The sequence below is a fragment of the Sphaerospermopsis reniformis genome, from assembly GCF_005402885.1.
In the GTDB taxonomy this organism is placed as follows: Bacteria; Cyanobacteriota; Cyanobacteriia; order Cyanobacteriales; family Nostocaceae; genus Sphaerospermopsis; species Sphaerospermopsis kisseleviana.
In genome coordinates this window covers 1-16,970 of the sequence record NZ_BJCE01000120.1, presented here as the reverse complement: position 1 = coordinate 16,970, position 16,970 = coordinate 1, and the positions used below count along the sequence as shown (strand labels likewise).

The window sequence follows — 16,970 nt, the reverse complement described above, 5'->3', positions numbered from 1 at the left end:
TTATGAAAAAGTAATATTGACGATTTGTGGATTGGTGAGGTTACGAATTGATTCTCTAGTTTTACCAAATTTATGATATGTGTTAAAAGTATGCAGATGATGAAATAACCATCGGCATTTTTTCCGGACTATACTAACAGTAACTATCTCTAGCCCTGATGATTACGTCAAGTCTGGCTGAAATGAGAACATCCTCAAAGCCATACACAGACTGCCTTTTTAATTTTCGGACAGGTCTATTAATTAAACTCTGCGCTGTCACTCCCAATCTCTGCGCTAAATTTTCATTGGGAAAGGAGTTGATTTCTACTGGTTGTTGATACTGGTATGGATACGCTGAACGCCGTGGTCTGGAGTTACTGTATCTACCAGAAGCGTTGCCTGCGGCGAGCGAAGCTATCGCTTTTTCAATCTTTTCTAAGTGCTTGGCAATAGTTTCTAGTTTAACAGCCAGATGTTCGTCTTGCTGGCAAAGGTGTGTTTCCAGTTGCCCCAACTTTTCCTCTACCTCCTGTAACTCGGTGGTTGCTTCCAGTTTAGTGTTGATATCAAACTGTGAAATCAATTCCTGTAACCCTTGCAGTAACGCCGTTGTGTGACCATCACGGTGAATTTTTGACAGGTTACGTACTACAGGAATTAGTACAGTAGGCACGCGGATCATTTGGCTGGGTGGGGTTTTGTTATTCATGGCGATATCAGTTGTGATATCGAGAATTGTATATGAACCCACCTTCCGCACCCTAAACTGTCACACAACGAAAAATGGTCGTTTGGGGATTTGAGATTGGCGATCGCCACCTAAGATTTAGACTATTTTGTATCAAAATTATCATCAAAGGTATTCAAAAATCCGAAATTACCGATTGTGACACTGGGGGGTGCGGAATGTGGGTTTTAAATCATTCATAAACTCGTTGAATTGCCCCAGTGCCTGTGTAATGATACCAATATCATCCTGTTATGTTCAAAGATTTAAAAAGTATTCCAAAGGAGCGATCGCATATTTTCCCTGTTCATCTTGACTCACTAAACCTAAAGCTATTAAATCCCTATCAATAAACAACTTTGTCGCTTTACCACCTTGATCAATCTTACTATTAATCAACTCCATAGCATAGCAGATGGTATCATAAACCCGTTGGGGATTCATAGCCGTTGTAATAGGTTGATATCTGCTAACTGATTCACACAGTCGGTAAACACCGTGTTCTTGGGACTGGGGATAGCCATAATGCTTAACAGCACGCCGTAAAAAGTATCCAGCAGTAATTGGTTGTTTTCCTGAAGGACGCACACAGGAGTAACTACAATCACCAATTGTATCAGCTGCCATACTCCCAGGCATAAATCGCAGAATATTAAAATTTAAAAAATCGGGTTTACACCTTTCAATACCAAAACTAATTGCTTCAATATCATCCGCAAAAGTCGTTGGTTCGTAACCTATAATATCAGTTTTTTGATCATTTAATTTGGCCTTTGGTAGTCCTAAAATTAAAAAATAACTACTGGGTAAACCAGCCTTATTCATATCTTGAAAAACTTGCTCAATCTTAGATGGATAATCCCATGCTTGCCTAATTTGACTAGCAATAGAACCATTAAATTTATGATTTGCTAATGATACTTCTGGTAAGGTATGCTCAACCCCAAAAAACATATACACACAATTATTTTCTACCAAATAACGCATCTGCTCATAGTTAATTTTATCAATTCTCGTATTTGAACCCCAAACAAATCCTTCTGCTTTTAATATTTCAGCTTCTCGTTTGGCAGCTTGATCATGAACTGTAAAAGTATCAACATCTAAATAAATTGCTTCATAGCCACGCTGTTTTAATTGCTGTAATTGCCGACGAAAAGATTCTTCACCCAATCTCACTACATTATTACTTTCACTACTTTTATTACAGAAACCACACCCCCAAGGACATCCTCTCTGGGTAAAAATTTGGGCTGTTTTTAATTGTCTACCATCTGAGGATTTAAAAATATCCATATCATGGACTTGGGGTAAATGAATTAAACCAAAGTTTTGATCAATATCATCAAATTTATTCACTCTTGGGGCAATGGTACGGTAAAATTTACCATCATCATTGATAAAACATAAGCCGGGTAAATCTTTCATTTCTTGATAGAAAGTTCCTCTGGCAACTGCATGAGCAATTTTGACAATTGATTCTTCACCTTCACCATCACAAAATGCCGTAATCCAAGGTGTAATCCTGGCAATGTCTTCAACACTTTTAGTTGCATAACCGCCAACTAAAATCGGCACATTTTCCCGTTTATGTTTTTGTAATTCTGCAAATATTTTTCTACTATGTTCGTCAATTTCTGACCATTGATTTGTTAGACAACCAGCAAAGATAATTAAGTCAGCATTTCTGATTTCTTTTAAAACATCATCAATGCTTAAATCAGGACGTTCTAAATCTAGTTGTATAACTTGACTAAATCCAGCATTAACTAAACTAGAAGCTAAAACGGGTAATGCTTTATTAGCTCCGTTGAAACTTCGATGTTTAATAAATTCGCCAATCAATACGATTTTGATAGAATTGTTATAACATGATATTTGATAATTAATTAAATTTTCAGTATTGTTTTGAATTATCATTATGGTAAGCAACTAAAATTGTTTTTTGATGGGTAATGAACAGAAAAACAAATTTATGTATTTATTATATGTATCCTGCGAATGAGATAACAAGCCAAATTGGCTTGTTCAGGTATTCATTTGAGGATACTGTTTCTGATTCAATTCTGAGACCTTAATCAACAGCACCCAACATTTTTAAAGAAGCTTTTTCAGCATCGGTTAAACCTGTAATCCCACTAATATCCAGACGTTCATAAATGCGGTCTGATTTAAGTGGCTGTAATCTACTACAAGTTTGCATATCCCACAATTGAATATTTTCGTCTTCGCTGCCACTAGCTAATAGCTTACCATCACTACTAAAAGCTAAAGAACGAATTGCGGCTGTATGTCCCCGCTTGAGAATTTCCATACACTCACCTGTACTCACTTGCCATAGTCTCACAGTGGTATCAGCGCCAGCACTAGCTAAAATCTGTTTCTTGGGACTAAATGCCACTGAGTAGACTGGTTTATTATGCCCTCTCAAGGTTTGGACACACTCACCTGTGCTAACATTCCACAACTTTACAGTTTGGTCTTCGCTACCACTAGCTAAAAATTGCCCATCAGAACTAAATGCGACTGACCAAATCATGTCTTGATGGCCTGTGAGAGTTTGCAAACATTCACCTGTACTAACATCCCAGAGTTTAATGTGACTGTCTGCGCTACCACTGGCCAGAATCTCCCCATGAGGATGAAATGCTACTGTCCACACCCAATGGCTATGGGCTTTGATTTTTTGCACACACTCACCGTTAGAAGTTTCCCAGATGCGAATGCTGTGGTCTTCGCTACTACTAACTAAGGTATTTCCGTCCGGACTAAAAGCAACTGTCCATACCCAGTTATCATGTCCTTTGAGGGTGTTAATACATCTGCTGTGACGACTATCTGTGATGTCCCAAAGTTTAATGGTATTGTCTGCACTACCACTAGCCAGTATTTTTTCATTGGGATGAAAAGCGACAGAACGAATCCTGCCTTCATGTTGATTAAAAACGTGGCATTCTTTGGTTTGTAAGTTCCATAACCCAATATTGTGGTCATCCCGACCACTGGCTAAGATTTGACTATCGGGGCTGAATTGTACAGAATACACATCACGGGTATATCCTTCCAAGACATTCAAGGAATTTCCGGTCTTTACATCCCATAGTCTAGCTGTTTGGTCGTCACTGCAACTGATGAGAGTGTTGCCATCAGGACTAAAGGCGATCGCCCAAACTTGGCTATAGTGACCTTCTAAGGTTTTGAGACATTCACCCCGTGCAATATCCCAGAGTTTGATAGTTCTGTCTTCACCAGTACTAGCTAGGGTTTTCATATCAGGACTAAAACGAACTGAATAAATCTTTTTACTGTGTCCCTTCCATACTTGCTGACATTGACCTGTATTTACATCCCATAGTCTGAGAGTGCGGTCTGCGCTACCACTAGCTAGTGTTTCCCCATCAGGACTAAAGACTACAGAGTTAACTTCACCATTATGGCCATTGATGGTTTTCACACATTGACCTGTGTTGATATCCCAGAGTTTAATTTTCTGGTCTGCACTGCCACTAGCAAGTAAAGGCTGAATGTTGGTACTTTTAGACGGTTGGAAGGTGACAGATAACACCCAGCCTTGATGACCAGAAAGGGTTTGCTGACAAACTCCTGTAGCAATATCCCAAATTTTAATAGTTTGGTCTTCACTGGCACTAGCTAATAAAGAACCATCAGGATTAAAAGCTACTGAATAAACTTTATTAGTATGTTCTTTGAGTGTGTGCAGACATTCCCCTGTTTCCACATTCCACAGTTTAACTCTATAGTCTGCACTACCACTAGCTAAAATTTTACTATCTGGGCTAAAGGTCAAAGCCCAAACCCAAGCAGTATGACTTTTATAAATGCGAATTTGTTTAGTATCAGCAGTGCGCCATAATCTTATTTCTCCTGACATTAAACCTGTGGCAAAGAATTTACCATCGGGACTAAATCTCACAGATACAAGACTAGACATTGTTTCTGTAAACACTGAACCTGTTAAATCGGAATTAGCAAAGCTAGTGTTTTGTAGGTTGACATTTTTCAGGTAGGCTTGCCAAATAGTCAAATTAGAAAAATCCCATCTACTTAAATCAATTTGGTCATTGTGCTGGGATTTATCGATCTGGAGTTGTCGCAGTAAATTGATTAAGTTTCCTGCTGCATAACCTTTAGTTGGGGGTGATTCCTGTTGTAAATTTATAAGCAGTTGTTGCAGATGAGTTTCTAGTTTTTTTGTTGTCCCAAAGGCTGTGATCAGCTTTTGTTTTACAGATTCTAGGATCAATCTTTCTTGTATGAGTCGGATATGATCAAGCGATCGCGCTTGAATTAAGGGGTAGGCATTAATAAATTCTAGTTTTTGTCCTTGGTAAATTTCATCAGTTACTGCTTCTATATAGTTTTCTGTCACATATTCCATTACTACAGACTGCTGGCGAAATCTGCTAGTGTTTGTTTCTTTTTCAAGTAGCGATCGCCGTAACAATGATTCTATAACTTCTAGTATGTTTGACCTGGCATCTGTGGTACTTAAATCACTTTTTAAATTTATCAAGGAAACATATTCCCGATGAATTGCCAGCCAATACATAACTTTTTTTTCTAAATCTGACAAACGTTTAAACTGGGTATCTAGCAGGGTGCGAATATCTCCATAAGCAGCACTGGCTTCTTCAATTTCTGTTAAAAATTCTGTAATGTTATTGCTGAATAAGTCATAAACTGTAGTGGCAACTATTTTTAATGCTAAGGGGTTGCCAGAATATCTAGTGACTAATTCTTGTAACTGTTGAGGAGTAAATTCACATCCTTTATCCCGCAGAATTTCCCTAGCTTCATCTACATTGAGGCTGGATAATTGTAAAACTTTCACTGGTAGATTTTTACCTTCTAGTGCAGCCACTTCTTTGGGTTTTTCTCGGCTGGTGAGTAATAAACAACTATTATGTGATGCTTCTGCAACTTTTTTAAACAAGTAGCCATAGTTTTCATATCCAATTTCATATTCACCAGCCCATTCTTGAGTTTTACCCTCACCACTACGTAGCACTGATTCCACATTATCTAAAATAACTAGGCATCTATGTTTTCTGAGAGTATCAATTAGTAGAAGAATTTTATTATTTTCACTCACTGTTAAGTAATCTTGAGCATCGTGAGGTAAAAATCGTAAAAGTTGGTTAAGAATTTCCTCTAATGGTGGTGCATTACGAAGCGATCGCCAAATCAAATAATCAAATTTTGGCTGTACTTTTTTGGCAACTTTAGCTGCTATCACAGTTTTACCAATGCCACCCATACCCAACACTGCTACTAATCTACACCGCAAAGGATCACCATCAACTATCCAGTCTTCTAAGTCTAAAATTTCTTCATTTCTACCCCGAAAACCTTCTACATCAACCGCCTCACCCCAATCTTCTTGTGAAGTAGGAACATTTTCATAAAGAGATTTATATTGAGCAGATAGTTTCTGTTTCAAGTTATAAATTTTTTTATTCCCACTCCCTTCTATACCTAATTTGCGGTAACTTTCTCCTAATCTTTTTCTCACTGCTGGTTGAGAAATCTTCAGTCGCTCGGCAATTTCCGCACCAGAATAATCATTTAGTGCTAAAATTAACGCCTCTAGCTCCGTTTTGGTAACATTATGCTGGTTTGCAACTGCTGTAATGAAATTATCAGGAAGTAAAGGTCTATTATCTGCTGTATTCATCTTTTCTAAGCTCCATATCATATCTGTTACTTATCTGTATGTGAGAATTTTGTATAGCATGAATAATACCTCCAAAAAGGAGTTTTATATAGTCTTTTTCTCAGCTTTACAGTAATTACACACTTATATTAGTCATCTTTATATTGATGAATGTAGCAATATTAACTGTTTGTGAGGATATACGTAAATGAAAATCCTTGATTAACAAATAAATAGGACTGAAACCCATGAGAAATAATCGCCAAGATAACCCAAATCCTTTGTTAAATTTGGCTGGAAAAGGATTGAAATATTTACTATTAACCATCTCTGGTTTTGCGATCGCGATTGTTGTGTTTAACGTTTTTGGTGCATGGTCAATTGTTACAGTATTGCTATCCTTGAATATCTGGATTTGGTTTATCAGGGCTGCAATTTCTTTATTCTGTATGTTTGCGATCGCTATGATTTTTGAATCTTGGAGTTAGTCCAAATTTATGGTGCTGCTTCTTCAGATATTACCTTTGGCTTATTTTCATTCAGCCAAAGGTTTCAAACCAGAGGAGGTCATATCATGTCAGATAACGGCAACGGCATCAAAGGTGAAGCACTATCAGTAATTTTGGTAATCTTAGTTGCAGGATCGATATCTTTAGCAATTGTCAATAAAGATAATCATCTTGCTTATTTTGATATCGTGAAAATAGCAATGGTCTATAGCTTTGGCTCTCACAAATCCAAAGATAAACCAAAAAAGTAAGCCAGAAATGAGATGGACAAGTGTTTCTCTGGGATTATTGGGTGTGTAGCATCCCCACAATGTTCTATCAGGTTTATCTCCAGGCTGTAGGTCACCAAAGGACTTGGCGTTAACACCAGCATAACACTACCAGCAGCCATCTTAAATAATTCTTGCTGGTGTTCAGAGTCCAGTCGTTCAGGGGCTTCACCAACGCTTTCTTCAGTTTACGCCATAATAATCCGAGAGCCTTCTGGAAACTTTTCTACTTTGATTTGCGTTCCTAATTCTTCTCCCAAAGCAGGAACATGAGTAATTACGCCCACTAATTTGTCTTGCTGACCCAAAGATTGTAGGATACTTGAGACACTTTGCAGAGTTTCAGCATCTAATGTTCCAAATCCTTCATCTATAAACAGACTGCCTAACTTAGCTCCTCTTGATAGCTTTTCTGAGAGTGCTAAAGCCAGGGATAAAGAAGTCGCAAAGGTTTCACCACCGGATAGTGTCTGTACCCGTCTTGTTTCGCCACCACTCCAATTATCTTCTACATAGTATTCTTTATCGTCATATTTTAAGGCATATCGCTGTTCTGTAAGTTCTCGCAGAAACACTGTTGCTTGTTCTACTAACTCCTGCTCAAAATTTTGGAGAATATAGGCTTGAAAACGATCCGATTTTAACTCTTTGGATAATATACGATAAATTTCTAAATCTTGCTCTTTGCTGGATAGTTGGGCTTGTAATTTCTCTGCTTGCTCTCGCTGCTCTTCAGCTTTAGTAATCCAAAGTTTTAAATTGTTGTATTCATCTTGTGATTGCTTACGCTTTTCTTCCGCAGTAACAACAAACTTTTCATGTTGGGCAATTATTTCTGGATTTGTGGTTTTATTGCCGATTTCGTTAGTTTCTTTGGTGATAAGAGTTTCTAGCTGAAGTTTTTTATTGTCGTGATCTGTAATTTGCTGCTGCCATCTATTTTGTACTTCTGGTGATGCTTTGCTTTCTTCACACATTGCTTCTGTAAAGTTTTCTGATGACAAACGAGTTTGCCATTCAGCTTCTATTTGTACTTTTGCATTAGAAGCTAAATCAAAGTCTTCTCGTGATTTTAAATCATTTTGTTGAGATTGGAGAAATTCATCACGAGCAGTTTGATGAAACTTATGTGCCTGCTGAAGACGATTATCTAAATCTTGTTTATCTTGTTCTAGTTTTCGGACTAAATTCTCGTAAGAATCACCACCAGTAAGTTCTGATAGTTTGTTGGATATTTCTTGAAATTGTGTTTTTTGGCGTTCTACTTCATTTGCTGCTTCTTGATGCTGGGATTGCGTATTTGATAACTTATCTTTGGCAAATTTAAAATTTTGTTCACTTGCATTAACTTCCGCATCTGCTTTATCTTTCTTGATTAAAGATTCCTGATATTTAGTATCCCTTTCATGTAGTGTTTGGCATTCCTGCTGAAGTGCCTGAACATCCCATGTATCTGTTTTTAATATGGCAATAATTTGTTGTGTTTCTGCCTGCAATTCGACTTCTTTAGCTGCCAATATTTGGAGGTATTCAATTTCTTGTTTCTTTAGTTCATCTCTTATGGTTTCAGCTTTAGTTTTGGCATCAGCAGCTTTTTGACGGTTTTTCTCAGCAGTCTGAGCGCGTTTTTCTAGTGCTTTAATATTGTCTGAAGACTCTAGTTGTGGTAACAAGTTGTCTTCTGGGTATACTCCACCGCAAACAGGACAATCATCACCCTTATGGAGCAATACTCGTAAAGCAGAGGCATAATTTTGTTGTCTAGCAGTATCTAATTTAGCACAAATTTGTTCACATTCTTCTATGGATTTTTGCAGATTTAAAATAGTAGACTGATAATTATTATCGGCCGTTTTTAATTGTTGGGTAATTTGTTGGAGTTTTGAGCGATCGCTTTCGACTTGCTTTTGAATACCTTCCCATTTAATTAGTAGTGGGTTAACTTGATTAAGCTGCTCTAGTCTTGTGCCACCAAGGGAATATTGAGAAAGTTCATTTTTAGCTTCAGTAAATATCTTATTTTTCTCTGCTAATTCAGTTTCAGCCTTTTTTACTGCTTTGTTAGCTTCAGTTACAAGCTTGATTTTGTCTTCCAATATTTTTTCTAACCGCTTTAGTTCATTGTTAATTCCACGACGCTGTTCTTCATAAATTTTGGCAGCATTAAGAGCTTCTTCTTGCTGTTTTAGTTGTGGTGCAATTTTAGCTTGATAAGCTTGTGCTTGACTTAAATTATCTTCCTGAATTTTCAAAGCAGATTCTTTATCAATCAAAGCTTTAGCAGCATTCTCAGCAGCAATTTTGGTGTCATTATAACGAGTACGAGCAGAATTTACTGATGTCCAAGTGGCTGATAAGCGATCGCAAACTCGCGCTTGTTCTAATTGCCGTTTTAAAACACTTATTTCTGTAGTTTTTGTATTTAATTCCTCAAGTTGCTGTCGCAAATCTGCTAAAATTTTAAGACGCTGAAATAATTTAATTTCTACCTCTAAAGCTGTTTTTGCATTGGCAACTGCTTCATTTAATCGGGGTAATTCTTGTTCTATAAGCTGAGAGCGTTCGCGTTGAGAATTTAATTCTATATCTGATACCAAATCAGCCATATTTAGCTGTTGTTGAATAATATTGTATTCACCTTCAAGAAAATTAGCTTGATTTTCAGCTTTTTGACGCATAGCTGGGAAAATTTTTTCGTATCCAGCCAAGTGACTTAATATCTTTCGTCGATCAGCACCTTTACCTTTAAGGAATTCATCAAATTGTCCTTGAGGTAGGAGGATAACTTTTGTAAAAGTCTCAAAATTCATCCTCAAAATATTCTCAATAGTAGCATTAATATCTGCTTCCTTTTGTTCTCCTAAAGGTTGCCAATCGTTTTGAATACGCTTTTCTAACTTGAAATTCACCTGGGGTGTTTTATTGCGGTATAACCACGAGCGAAAAACTTGATATTCAAAATTATCTACCAAAAAACGTAATGATACCTGTAATCTTAAACTACCCTGACTCAATAATTCTTTAGGTTGAGTCTTACCGCTAAATCTTGCTACTTTTCCATAAAGTGCCAAAGTCATAGCATCAAGCAAAGAAGATTTACCTGCACCAGTAGGTCCAGTAATAGCAAATAACTCCAGTTGCTCAAAATTGATTTTGGTCTGATTGCGAAAACTAGTAAAACCTTCTAGAGTCAGTTCAAGTGGTCGCATCTTGTGTTTCCTTTATTTGCTTATATAGTTCCTCAAATTTGGCCACAACAGCAGGAGTAGGTGTTGTGTTTAATTCTTCTTGGAAGTAGCGTTTAAATTCTTCTATTGGATCAAACTCTTCCTGGTTTACAGATTTTTTCTGATTTGACTTAACTTCTGGATAACGCGGCTCGATTTGCAATACTTTATCACCACAAATTTTGTGAATTTTGTCAGTTAATCCCCTTTGAGGTGTTTGCAAATTAATAATTACCTTGAGATAACCAGAATAATCCTGGTATGGTTCTAATTTTTCTTCATAATCACTCAATTCACATTCGACTATATGCAAAGGTTTTTGACAGGGAATAGATATAAACTCAGGTTTTTTTGCAGGAGAACCAGGCTCAACATCAATTAAATAAAATCCCTTATCTTCCCCAGCTTCACCAAAGTCTACTTGAATCAAAGAACCGGAATAGTAAGTAGGAGCCGCAACGGGAATTTGTTGGGGTTTATGGATGTGTCCGAGAGCAATATACTGAGCTTCAGCAGGTAGGCTTTGTCCTGCCAAGGCATAGGTTTCTTTGGTGTGATGACGAGCTTCAGATTTAGCTAACCTAGCACCATCAATAGTGAGATGAGCCATGAGGATATTCACACTGTCATCTTGAAAACCAGTAGCTAAGTTGTTGAGCAAGTAGCCTACCCTTTCTCTGTAGTGGTTTATTTGTTGTAACTCGTCCATTGTCCACAGATTCTCAACTGTCAACAGTCGCCGTTCTGAAGCAAAAGGCATAGCAGCTACACGCAGTTTGCCGTTAGGCGTTTCTACGGTGATCAGCCCCCCTTGGTTAACGCGACGAGGTTTTCCTAAAATCTGCACGCCAGCTAAAGATAAAAGATTAGCTATACCATCAAAGCGGGAGGCGGAATCATGATTACCAGCGATCGCTATTGCAGGAATTTTGGCGGTTCGCAACCCTTCAAAAAACTGATAGGCAACTCTCTCGGCCTCTGCTGGAGGATTAGAAGTTTCAAAAATATCCCCTGCAATTAACACTGCATCAACTTCTAATTTTTTGGCTTGTCGCAAAAGTTCCTTGAGAGCAAATTCAATTTCTGAGGTGCGCTCCTTTCCTTTGAGATTACGCCCTAAATGCCAGTCAGATGTATGAATTAAACGCACAATTCCTCCTAAAAACGATCAATATCAGCTTCGATACTGGCAATTTCTGCTTGGCTCAAAAACACTTCCTCTTTGCGTGTCGCATAGGCGGGGAAGGGGAAATTAACCAAGATTGGTGCGGGGACTTCTGGCTGATGCACAAACATCGTGCCAGATTTCAGAAATAAAGCTCGTTTGCGACAAGAACCAGTCAGAAAGTTGTATTCAGGGCGTTCTGCTTCTGCTGAATCTAACCTGCCTACAACACGGATAGCTGCTTGCCCAACAACACGCCGTTCAACTTCTGAAGCTGTTTGCTGTGCGCCAATTAATATGATTCCCAAAGAGCGCCCCCGTTCTGCAATGTCTACCAGCAAATCTTTAATTGGGCTACGTCCATCGCGGGGGGCATATTTATTTAACTCATCCAAAACTATGAAAACAACAGGTTCTCTACCTTGTTTTTCTTTTTTAAAAAATAGCTTTTGAAGCAAAACACCCACAACAAATTTTTGAGCGCGGGCGGTAAGTTTATGAATATCAGTGACAGTTAATTGAGCATCTGAAGCTAAAGGATTAAGTTGATATTTAGCAACCTCATCCGGTGATAAATCACCCCGAATTAAATGGCTAACTTCACTACTAATACCGTATAAACGCCGAATCATTGCTTCGGCTGTAGCTGAGGCATTTCGTCCTAACCAACGTCTGTTTTCTTCTCTATCTTCATCATTGAGAAGTTTATCTTCTAAAAAGTCGATTAAATCTCTAAAAGTCTTAATTTGTGTTTTGCTATCTTCCCCAAACGCTTCTACTTCTAAATGCGCTTGAATTTTTCGCCGTCGCTTTTTATCACTATCATCATTTTCTTCTGCTAGTCGTGCTAATCTTTCTTCTACTGTTGTCACTAGATAAGATAAATTACCCCTATCTAAATCTTCTCCAGTGAACAAGAAGCGAAATAGGCGTTCGCGGCACAGTTCCCGAAGACTCCACAAATACACTGATATGCCTTCAGAACGCTGTTCTAAATCAGAGTCAACCGTCCGGGAATCTTTTTTGGGAGCAGCACGAAAACTTGTACTTTTAAAAGGTTGTATGGGTAATTTTAAAAGTTCATATTTATTTTTATTTTGGTCACTTATCGAATTACCATAAATTTGATTGAGCTTGTCTAAAAAGAATAAATCCTCTCCTTTGACATTAAAAATTAGTGCTTTGGTATTAGCTTTATAAGAACCTAAAACAGGAGAATTGAAAATAGAATATAACAAGAACAAAGCATAAGATGTTTTAGTAGCAACTCCAGAAACACCAGAGATATTCACATGAGCGCCTTTCTCGCCATTAATAAATGAATAGTTAAAATAAGCTGCATTACCGTTATTCATAATACCAGCCGGAATCGGGGTATCCATGCTGTCAAAATATAAAGCCGATGCTAGTTGCTTATCTACAGCTAACTTCACCGGATCTCCCGGTTGCGGAGGTAAATATTCTTCTGGTTCAATTCTTGTGACTTGAACGTGAGCAGTATAAGAAATATTGACGGGTAAAGTCCCCTTTTTCGCTACTAATAAAGTATCAGTATCAAACTGCGCTCCTTCATATTGAGTGCGAACATAGTCAACTACGCCATAAAAGTGAACTTTCCTGTTATTATCAGGACGACGAGTTTCCACTTCTATAACATCATCTAGGCGCAATACTTTTTGCGAGTCTACTGCTATCCAAAATTCTAAAGGAGTAGCTTCTTGAGTACCAAGTACATAACCAATAGCTTCAGAAGATGTCATTTATTACCTCCAAAAGATGCCAAAAAGTTTTGTAATCGCCGCTTAATTAATGTTGCGTCACCCATACGTCTACCTAATTCCCGTTCCAAAGCACCAACAGGTGCAAGGTTTTGTGGGGCGCGAGGATCTCTTGATGGATGAGAAGCGTAATAGGGGATTAAATAGCAAGTTTGATTTGCTATTTCTGTTGCTCTGTCTATGCCATTTTTTATAGATAACTCCAGCCGGACAATACCATGTAAATCGTGATAGCCAAGTTGTTTATTAAAATTTTGAAACCCGCCAGATTTTAAATACCATGAATACTGTGATCTATTTTTCAATTTAATTTCGAAAATAGGTGTGCGCTGTCCTGGTAATAATTTCCATAGTAAAGCAGCATATTTTTCAGGTAGGTATTGCCTGTGCATTGTCTTGACATAGCCCAAGGTAAAAACGGGCGATTCATTTCGCAATGATCCATCACGAATTACCAAAGTCTCTGCATTTTTTATGTCTAGTTTGCCTACTAGCTTTTCTTCTGCTTTCAACATGGCTGTTTGGACAATTGCCTCCCGTGCTGCTGGGGTATTGTCAAATTTATCGTTAAATGCTTCGTAAAATAATTTTGATTTGCTTCCCAAAGGACAAGGGATGGGTGTATCAACAGCTTCTTGTTCGCCACCAAATCCTACAACTCGGTGAACATCAATTTCTGGATTAAGATAACTCGCTTTAGGAATAGTTCTATCTATTACCACAGCACCCACGGCAATTGTGCCAAATACACCGTAGATGATTGAGTTACCATCGCCACCAACAAGTGCTGCATCTAGCCGCATCCGCCCGTCGGTAAAGATAAGGCGATTAGGTAGCAATCGCGGCTCTTGAGATTCAAAACTATCCCAATTATCAGTTTCTACTGTAGGGTTAACTTCGCTTTCTGACAGCGCAAGTTCCTCGCTAATTTGAATTGGTGGCTCATAGTCATTACCCCAGGGTTCGAGGCGAAAGTTATGCGATCGCCAGAAGTTACTTACATAATTCTCCTCATGCATTACTTTGTGGGTTGCTTAGAAATAGTGTGTTTGTAACATTACCAGTTATAAACTAATAATACCAATTTACGCCTGATGTGATAAAAAATCCCATTATTCTATCAAAGTTTCTACGCTTACCCAAAGCATCGTCGTTGAATAAGTTACACACGCAATGTATTGGCAGTGTGATCGCTACCTAAATATTTAATGCTGCATCGATCTGGGAATGGGTTGATATATTGAGAAAAAATCCCTTGACGCTGGAATAGCCAGCCGTTTTTGATATGCTCCAGCGCTTCCGACTCATCTCGGAAATGGCGGTAGGCGTGATGCCGCCCTGACTCGTCTAGGTCTATATATAAGGTTATCGGAGCATAGCTGCATTTAGGATCGTAATCGACTTTCAGACCTAATCCGGTGATATATTTAACAAATTATTGAGTCAGCATTAGTTTCTTCTGTTTTTTTTGTTGTCTGATTAATTATTGTAGGACTTACGCACTGTACAAATTCACCATGATGTGCATGAACGAAAATCCGTCGTTTCAGGCTTTTGTCGATTAACTTCCGATCAATAGCGATCACTCAAAAATCATTAAAAAATCACGTTAAAAAGCCTGAAATCCGTACCTCATATTTGGTTGATCCTGTCAATGCGTAAGTCCTATATTGGTAAAATGAAGCAGGGTTTCATAGTGTATAAGTATTTTTAATATATACGGTTGCTTGCATCTGTGTTTTAAGTTACTACCTACTGCACAATACTTAGTGATCGCTCTTCGGAGAAAAACTTTTTGTCTTACTGATTGAATAGAAACCGTATAATTTAGCTGTATAATGTAACAAAAAAAATTGAGACGTATATAAAATGAAAAAAACTATTGCAGGTCTAACAACTTTTATACTGTTGAATACTTTTTTTTTGCAACCGCATACAATTGCAAATACAAATAAATTGAGTTTGCAAGATAAAAGTAAGAAACCTAGTAAAACAAAGTATTTAACTGTACCTTACAATGAGTCTATACGGATAACTCCAGACTTTTTAGGACATGACTTAAAAGCAATTATAGATGTGTTAACAAAAAGAAAAGAATTTTTTAAAAAAGGTGAATTTGAAACTACACAGGAATTTAACGAAAGAATCAATAGGGAACAAATTAAACCAATACTTGGAACGGTAAGTCTTGACAGTAAATTAGCTTTTGTTGCTCAAAAATATAGGAGGTTTTTATTAGACGTTAAAACCTCCTATGATGCTGATTCAAATTTGTTTAGCATAGAGATTCCATCAAGTTATGAAGGTTTTATATCGGAGGCGATAATCAACGGCGGTGATCGATTAATAGGTTACGAAAAGGGTTATAGCTTAGATTCTCAAATTGTTGATCTTGGTACGTATAAAGGTTCAAATGCTTATGGAGCTACAGTAGAGGTAGAAAAAATCGGTTATATAACCTGGGTTTTATTTCCTGGTAGAGTTATTGAAAAGCAGAATATTCAGCTAACAATGAATCGAGACGCAGCGATAAATTTAAAAGATAATATGGGCGTAATGTTTATCTGTAAAATAATAAAGTCAGACCCCATAGACGAACAATCACGGTTAAGTAAACCAACTTTTCAAGACCCAAAAGAAATCCTTTTTCTTGAATATAGGCTAAGAGTTGAAATAATGGAAATAAAGATATTCAATAAAAGGACTGGTAGCGTATATCACACAATAAAATTATGATGAATGTAAGGGGGGTAAAGACAAGATACGCGCAAAATTTATTACGATGTAAACTTTTGTAAAGTAGCCATGTATTTTATGTCTTTCCAACATTCAAACATTGCCTAGTTTGGCTCAAACTAGGCAATGTTATGAGCGCAATTCAGCGGAATAATAATGGTTTTAGCTTTTCTTGATAAGAGTCTTCAACTTTTGTTTTCGGTAATGTTTAAGCTGTTACACAGCTAAATTGTAGAATCCTAATATTCTGAACTCTTGTGGAACAAGCATCTTGCCTGTTCCACTTATACAAATTAAATGCACAACAGCTTAGCAAGATCGGATAAATAAGTGTGAAGCTTTCACCAGACTAAAAGCCTTACTCAGTATACTTTTTTCTTATATAGGGGTTGCTGAATAAACGCAAAACCTAGATAAATCAAGAGTTTAGGGGCATAAAAGAGGAACAAAGTGCAAGGAAAAGGGGTAAAATAGGTAAAAATCCTTAGAACAAATAAGAGAGAATCCCTATCTGCAATACTTTATAGGAATGTCAGCCTATAGTAATCATTCCCCATTTGACCCATCAATGCTAGTTCATTTTCGAGAAAGAATAGATATGAACTTAGTCAACAGATTGAATCAAGAAATAGTCAAAAAAGTGTTAGAAAGTCAAGAAGAGGTAGAAGTAAAAACAAAAAAGTCAGGGGAAGAGGATTCAAAAAATGAGGTGAAGAATCGAGGGAAATTAATATTAGATGCTAGTTGTGCGCCAGAAGACATCAGTTATCCCACAGATACTAAGTAAGTAATGGGAATCAAATTAGCCATTAACTTGAATAGCTCATTAATCATCTTCTTAATTCTTAGTAATTCAGATGTGAAAACCACCTCTTTTTTGTTTTTATTCTTACTCCCTTTTGG

At 37.4% G+C, this 16,970-nt stretch carries 10 protein-coding genes and 2 pseudogenes; 4 read left to right on the top strand and 8 right to left on the bottom strand.

The genetic code is table 11. The annotated features are described in order from the left end of the window. Positions 1–133 precede the first annotated feature (133 nt). The 3 genes from FFR48_RS16655 to FFR48_RS16645 all read right to left on the bottom strand — a co-directional run bounded on the left by FFR48_RS16655 (position 134) and on the right by FFR48_RS16645 (position 6,404). Complete coding sequence (locus FFR48_RS16655; RefSeq protein ID WP_236104090.1) at positions 134–691, bottom strand: hypothetical protein; 558 nt, start codon at positions 689–691, stop codon at positions 134–136. A 276-nt stretch (positions 692–967) separates the two neighbouring features. Further along, positions 968–2,554 (bottom strand): B12-binding domain-containing radical SAM protein, encoded by a 1,587-nt coding sequence (locus FFR48_RS16650; RefSeq protein ID WP_236104089.1) that lies wholly within the window; start codon positions 2,552–2,554, stop codon positions 968–970. Positions 2,555–2,783: 229 nt separating this feature from the next. After that, positions 2,784–6,404, bottom strand: coding sequence for a WD40 domain-containing protein (locus tag FFR48_RS16645; protein WP_096572947.1), 3,621 nt, complete (start codon positions 6,402–6,404; stop codon positions 2,784–2,786). Positions 6,405–6,631: 227 nt separating this feature from the next. Between FFR48_RS16645 and FFR48_RS16640 the strand changes: the two genes are divergently transcribed. Beyond that, positions 6,632–6,871, top strand: coding sequence for a hypothetical protein (locus tag FFR48_RS16640; protein WP_096572946.1), 240 nt, complete (start codon positions 6,632–6,634; stop codon positions 6,869–6,871). After that, the gene (locus tag FFR48_RS16635) at positions 6,862–7,143 is read left to right on the top strand and encodes a hypothetical protein (RefSeq protein WP_236104088.1); all 282 of its coding nucleotides are present in this window, start codon (positions 6,862–6,864) and stop codon (positions 7,141–7,143) included. Before FFR48_RS16640 ends, FFR48_RS16635 begins: the two co-directional genes overlap by 10 nt. 206 nt (positions 7,144–7,349) lie before the next feature. Here FFR48_RS16635 and FFR48_RS16630 read toward each other — a convergent pair whose 3' ends face one another. The 4 genes from FFR48_RS16630 to FFR48_RS16615 are packed head-to-tail and all read right to left on the bottom strand — an operon-like array spanning position 7,350 to position 14,350. Beyond that, complete coding sequence (locus FFR48_RS16630) at positions 7,350–10,370, bottom strand: SbcC/MukB-like Walker B domain-containing protein (RefSeq protein ID WP_096572945.1); 3,021 nt, start codon at positions 10,368–10,370, stop codon at positions 7,350–7,352. Further along, a complete protein-coding gene (locus FFR48_RS16625; protein ID WP_096572944.1) occupies positions 10,357–11,538 on the bottom strand; it encodes an exonuclease SbcCD subunit D in 1,182 nt (393 codons plus the stop codon). Before FFR48_RS16625 ends, FFR48_RS16630 begins: the two co-directional genes overlap by 14 nt. An 8-nt stretch (positions 11,539–11,546) precedes the next feature. Further along, positions 11,547–13,313, bottom strand: coding sequence for an ATP-binding protein (locus FFR48_RS16620; protein ID WP_096572943.1), 1,767 nt, complete (start codon positions 13,311–13,313; stop codon positions 11,547–11,549). Then, the gene (locus FFR48_RS16615; RefSeq protein ID WP_096572942.1) at positions 13,310–14,350 is read right to left on the bottom strand and encodes a hypothetical protein; all 1,041 of its coding nucleotides are present in this window, start codon (positions 14,348–14,350) and stop codon (positions 13,310–13,312) included. Before FFR48_RS16615 ends, FFR48_RS16620 begins: the two co-directional genes overlap by 4 nt. Before the next feature lie 850 nt (positions 14,351–15,200). Here FFR48_RS16615 and FFR48_RS16610 point away from each other — a divergent pair. Beyond that, a complete protein-coding gene (locus tag FFR48_RS16610; protein WP_096572941.1) occupies positions 15,201–16,067 on the top strand; it encodes a hypothetical protein in 867 nt (288 codons plus the stop codon). Between the two features lie 478 nt (positions 16,068–16,545). Beyond that, positions 16,546–16,845 (top strand): annotated as a pseudogene (locus tag FFR48_RS16605) (transposase); the annotation flags it as partial. Here FFR48_RS16605 and FFR48_RS16600 read toward each other — a convergent pair. After that, a pseudogene (locus FFR48_RS16600) lies at positions 16,836–16,970 on the bottom strand (IS4 family transposase); the annotation flags it as partial. The pseudogenes FFR48_RS16605 and FFR48_RS16600 overlap by 10 nt on opposite strands.

Coding starts and splice junctions, on each gene's coding strand:
- FFR48_RS16655 (WP_236104090.1), bottom strand. CDS start 691: ATGAATAACAAAACCCCACCCAGCCAAATGATCCGCGTGCCTACTGTA.
- FFR48_RS16645 (WP_096572947.1), bottom strand. CDS start 6,404: ATGAATACAGCAGATAATAGACCTTTACTTCCTGATAATTTCATTACA.
- FFR48_RS16640 (WP_096572946.1), top strand. CDS start 6,632: ATGAGAAATAATCGCCAAGATAACCCAAATCCTTTGTTAAATTTGGCT.
- FFR48_RS16630 (WP_096572945.1), bottom strand. CDS start 10,370: ATGCGACCACTTGAACTGACTCTAGAAGGTTTTACTAGTTTTCGCAAT.
- FFR48_RS16620 (WP_096572943.1), bottom strand. CDS start 13,313: ATGACATCTTCTGAAGCTATTGGTTATGTACTTGGTACTCAAGAAGCT.
- FFR48_RS16615 (WP_096572942.1), bottom strand. CDS start 14,350: ATGCATGAGGAGAATTATGTAAGTAACTTCTGGCGATCGCATAACTTT.
- FFR48_RS16610 (WP_096572941.1), top strand. CDS start 15,201: ATGAAAAAAACTATTGCAGGTCTAACAACTTTTATACTGTTGAATACT.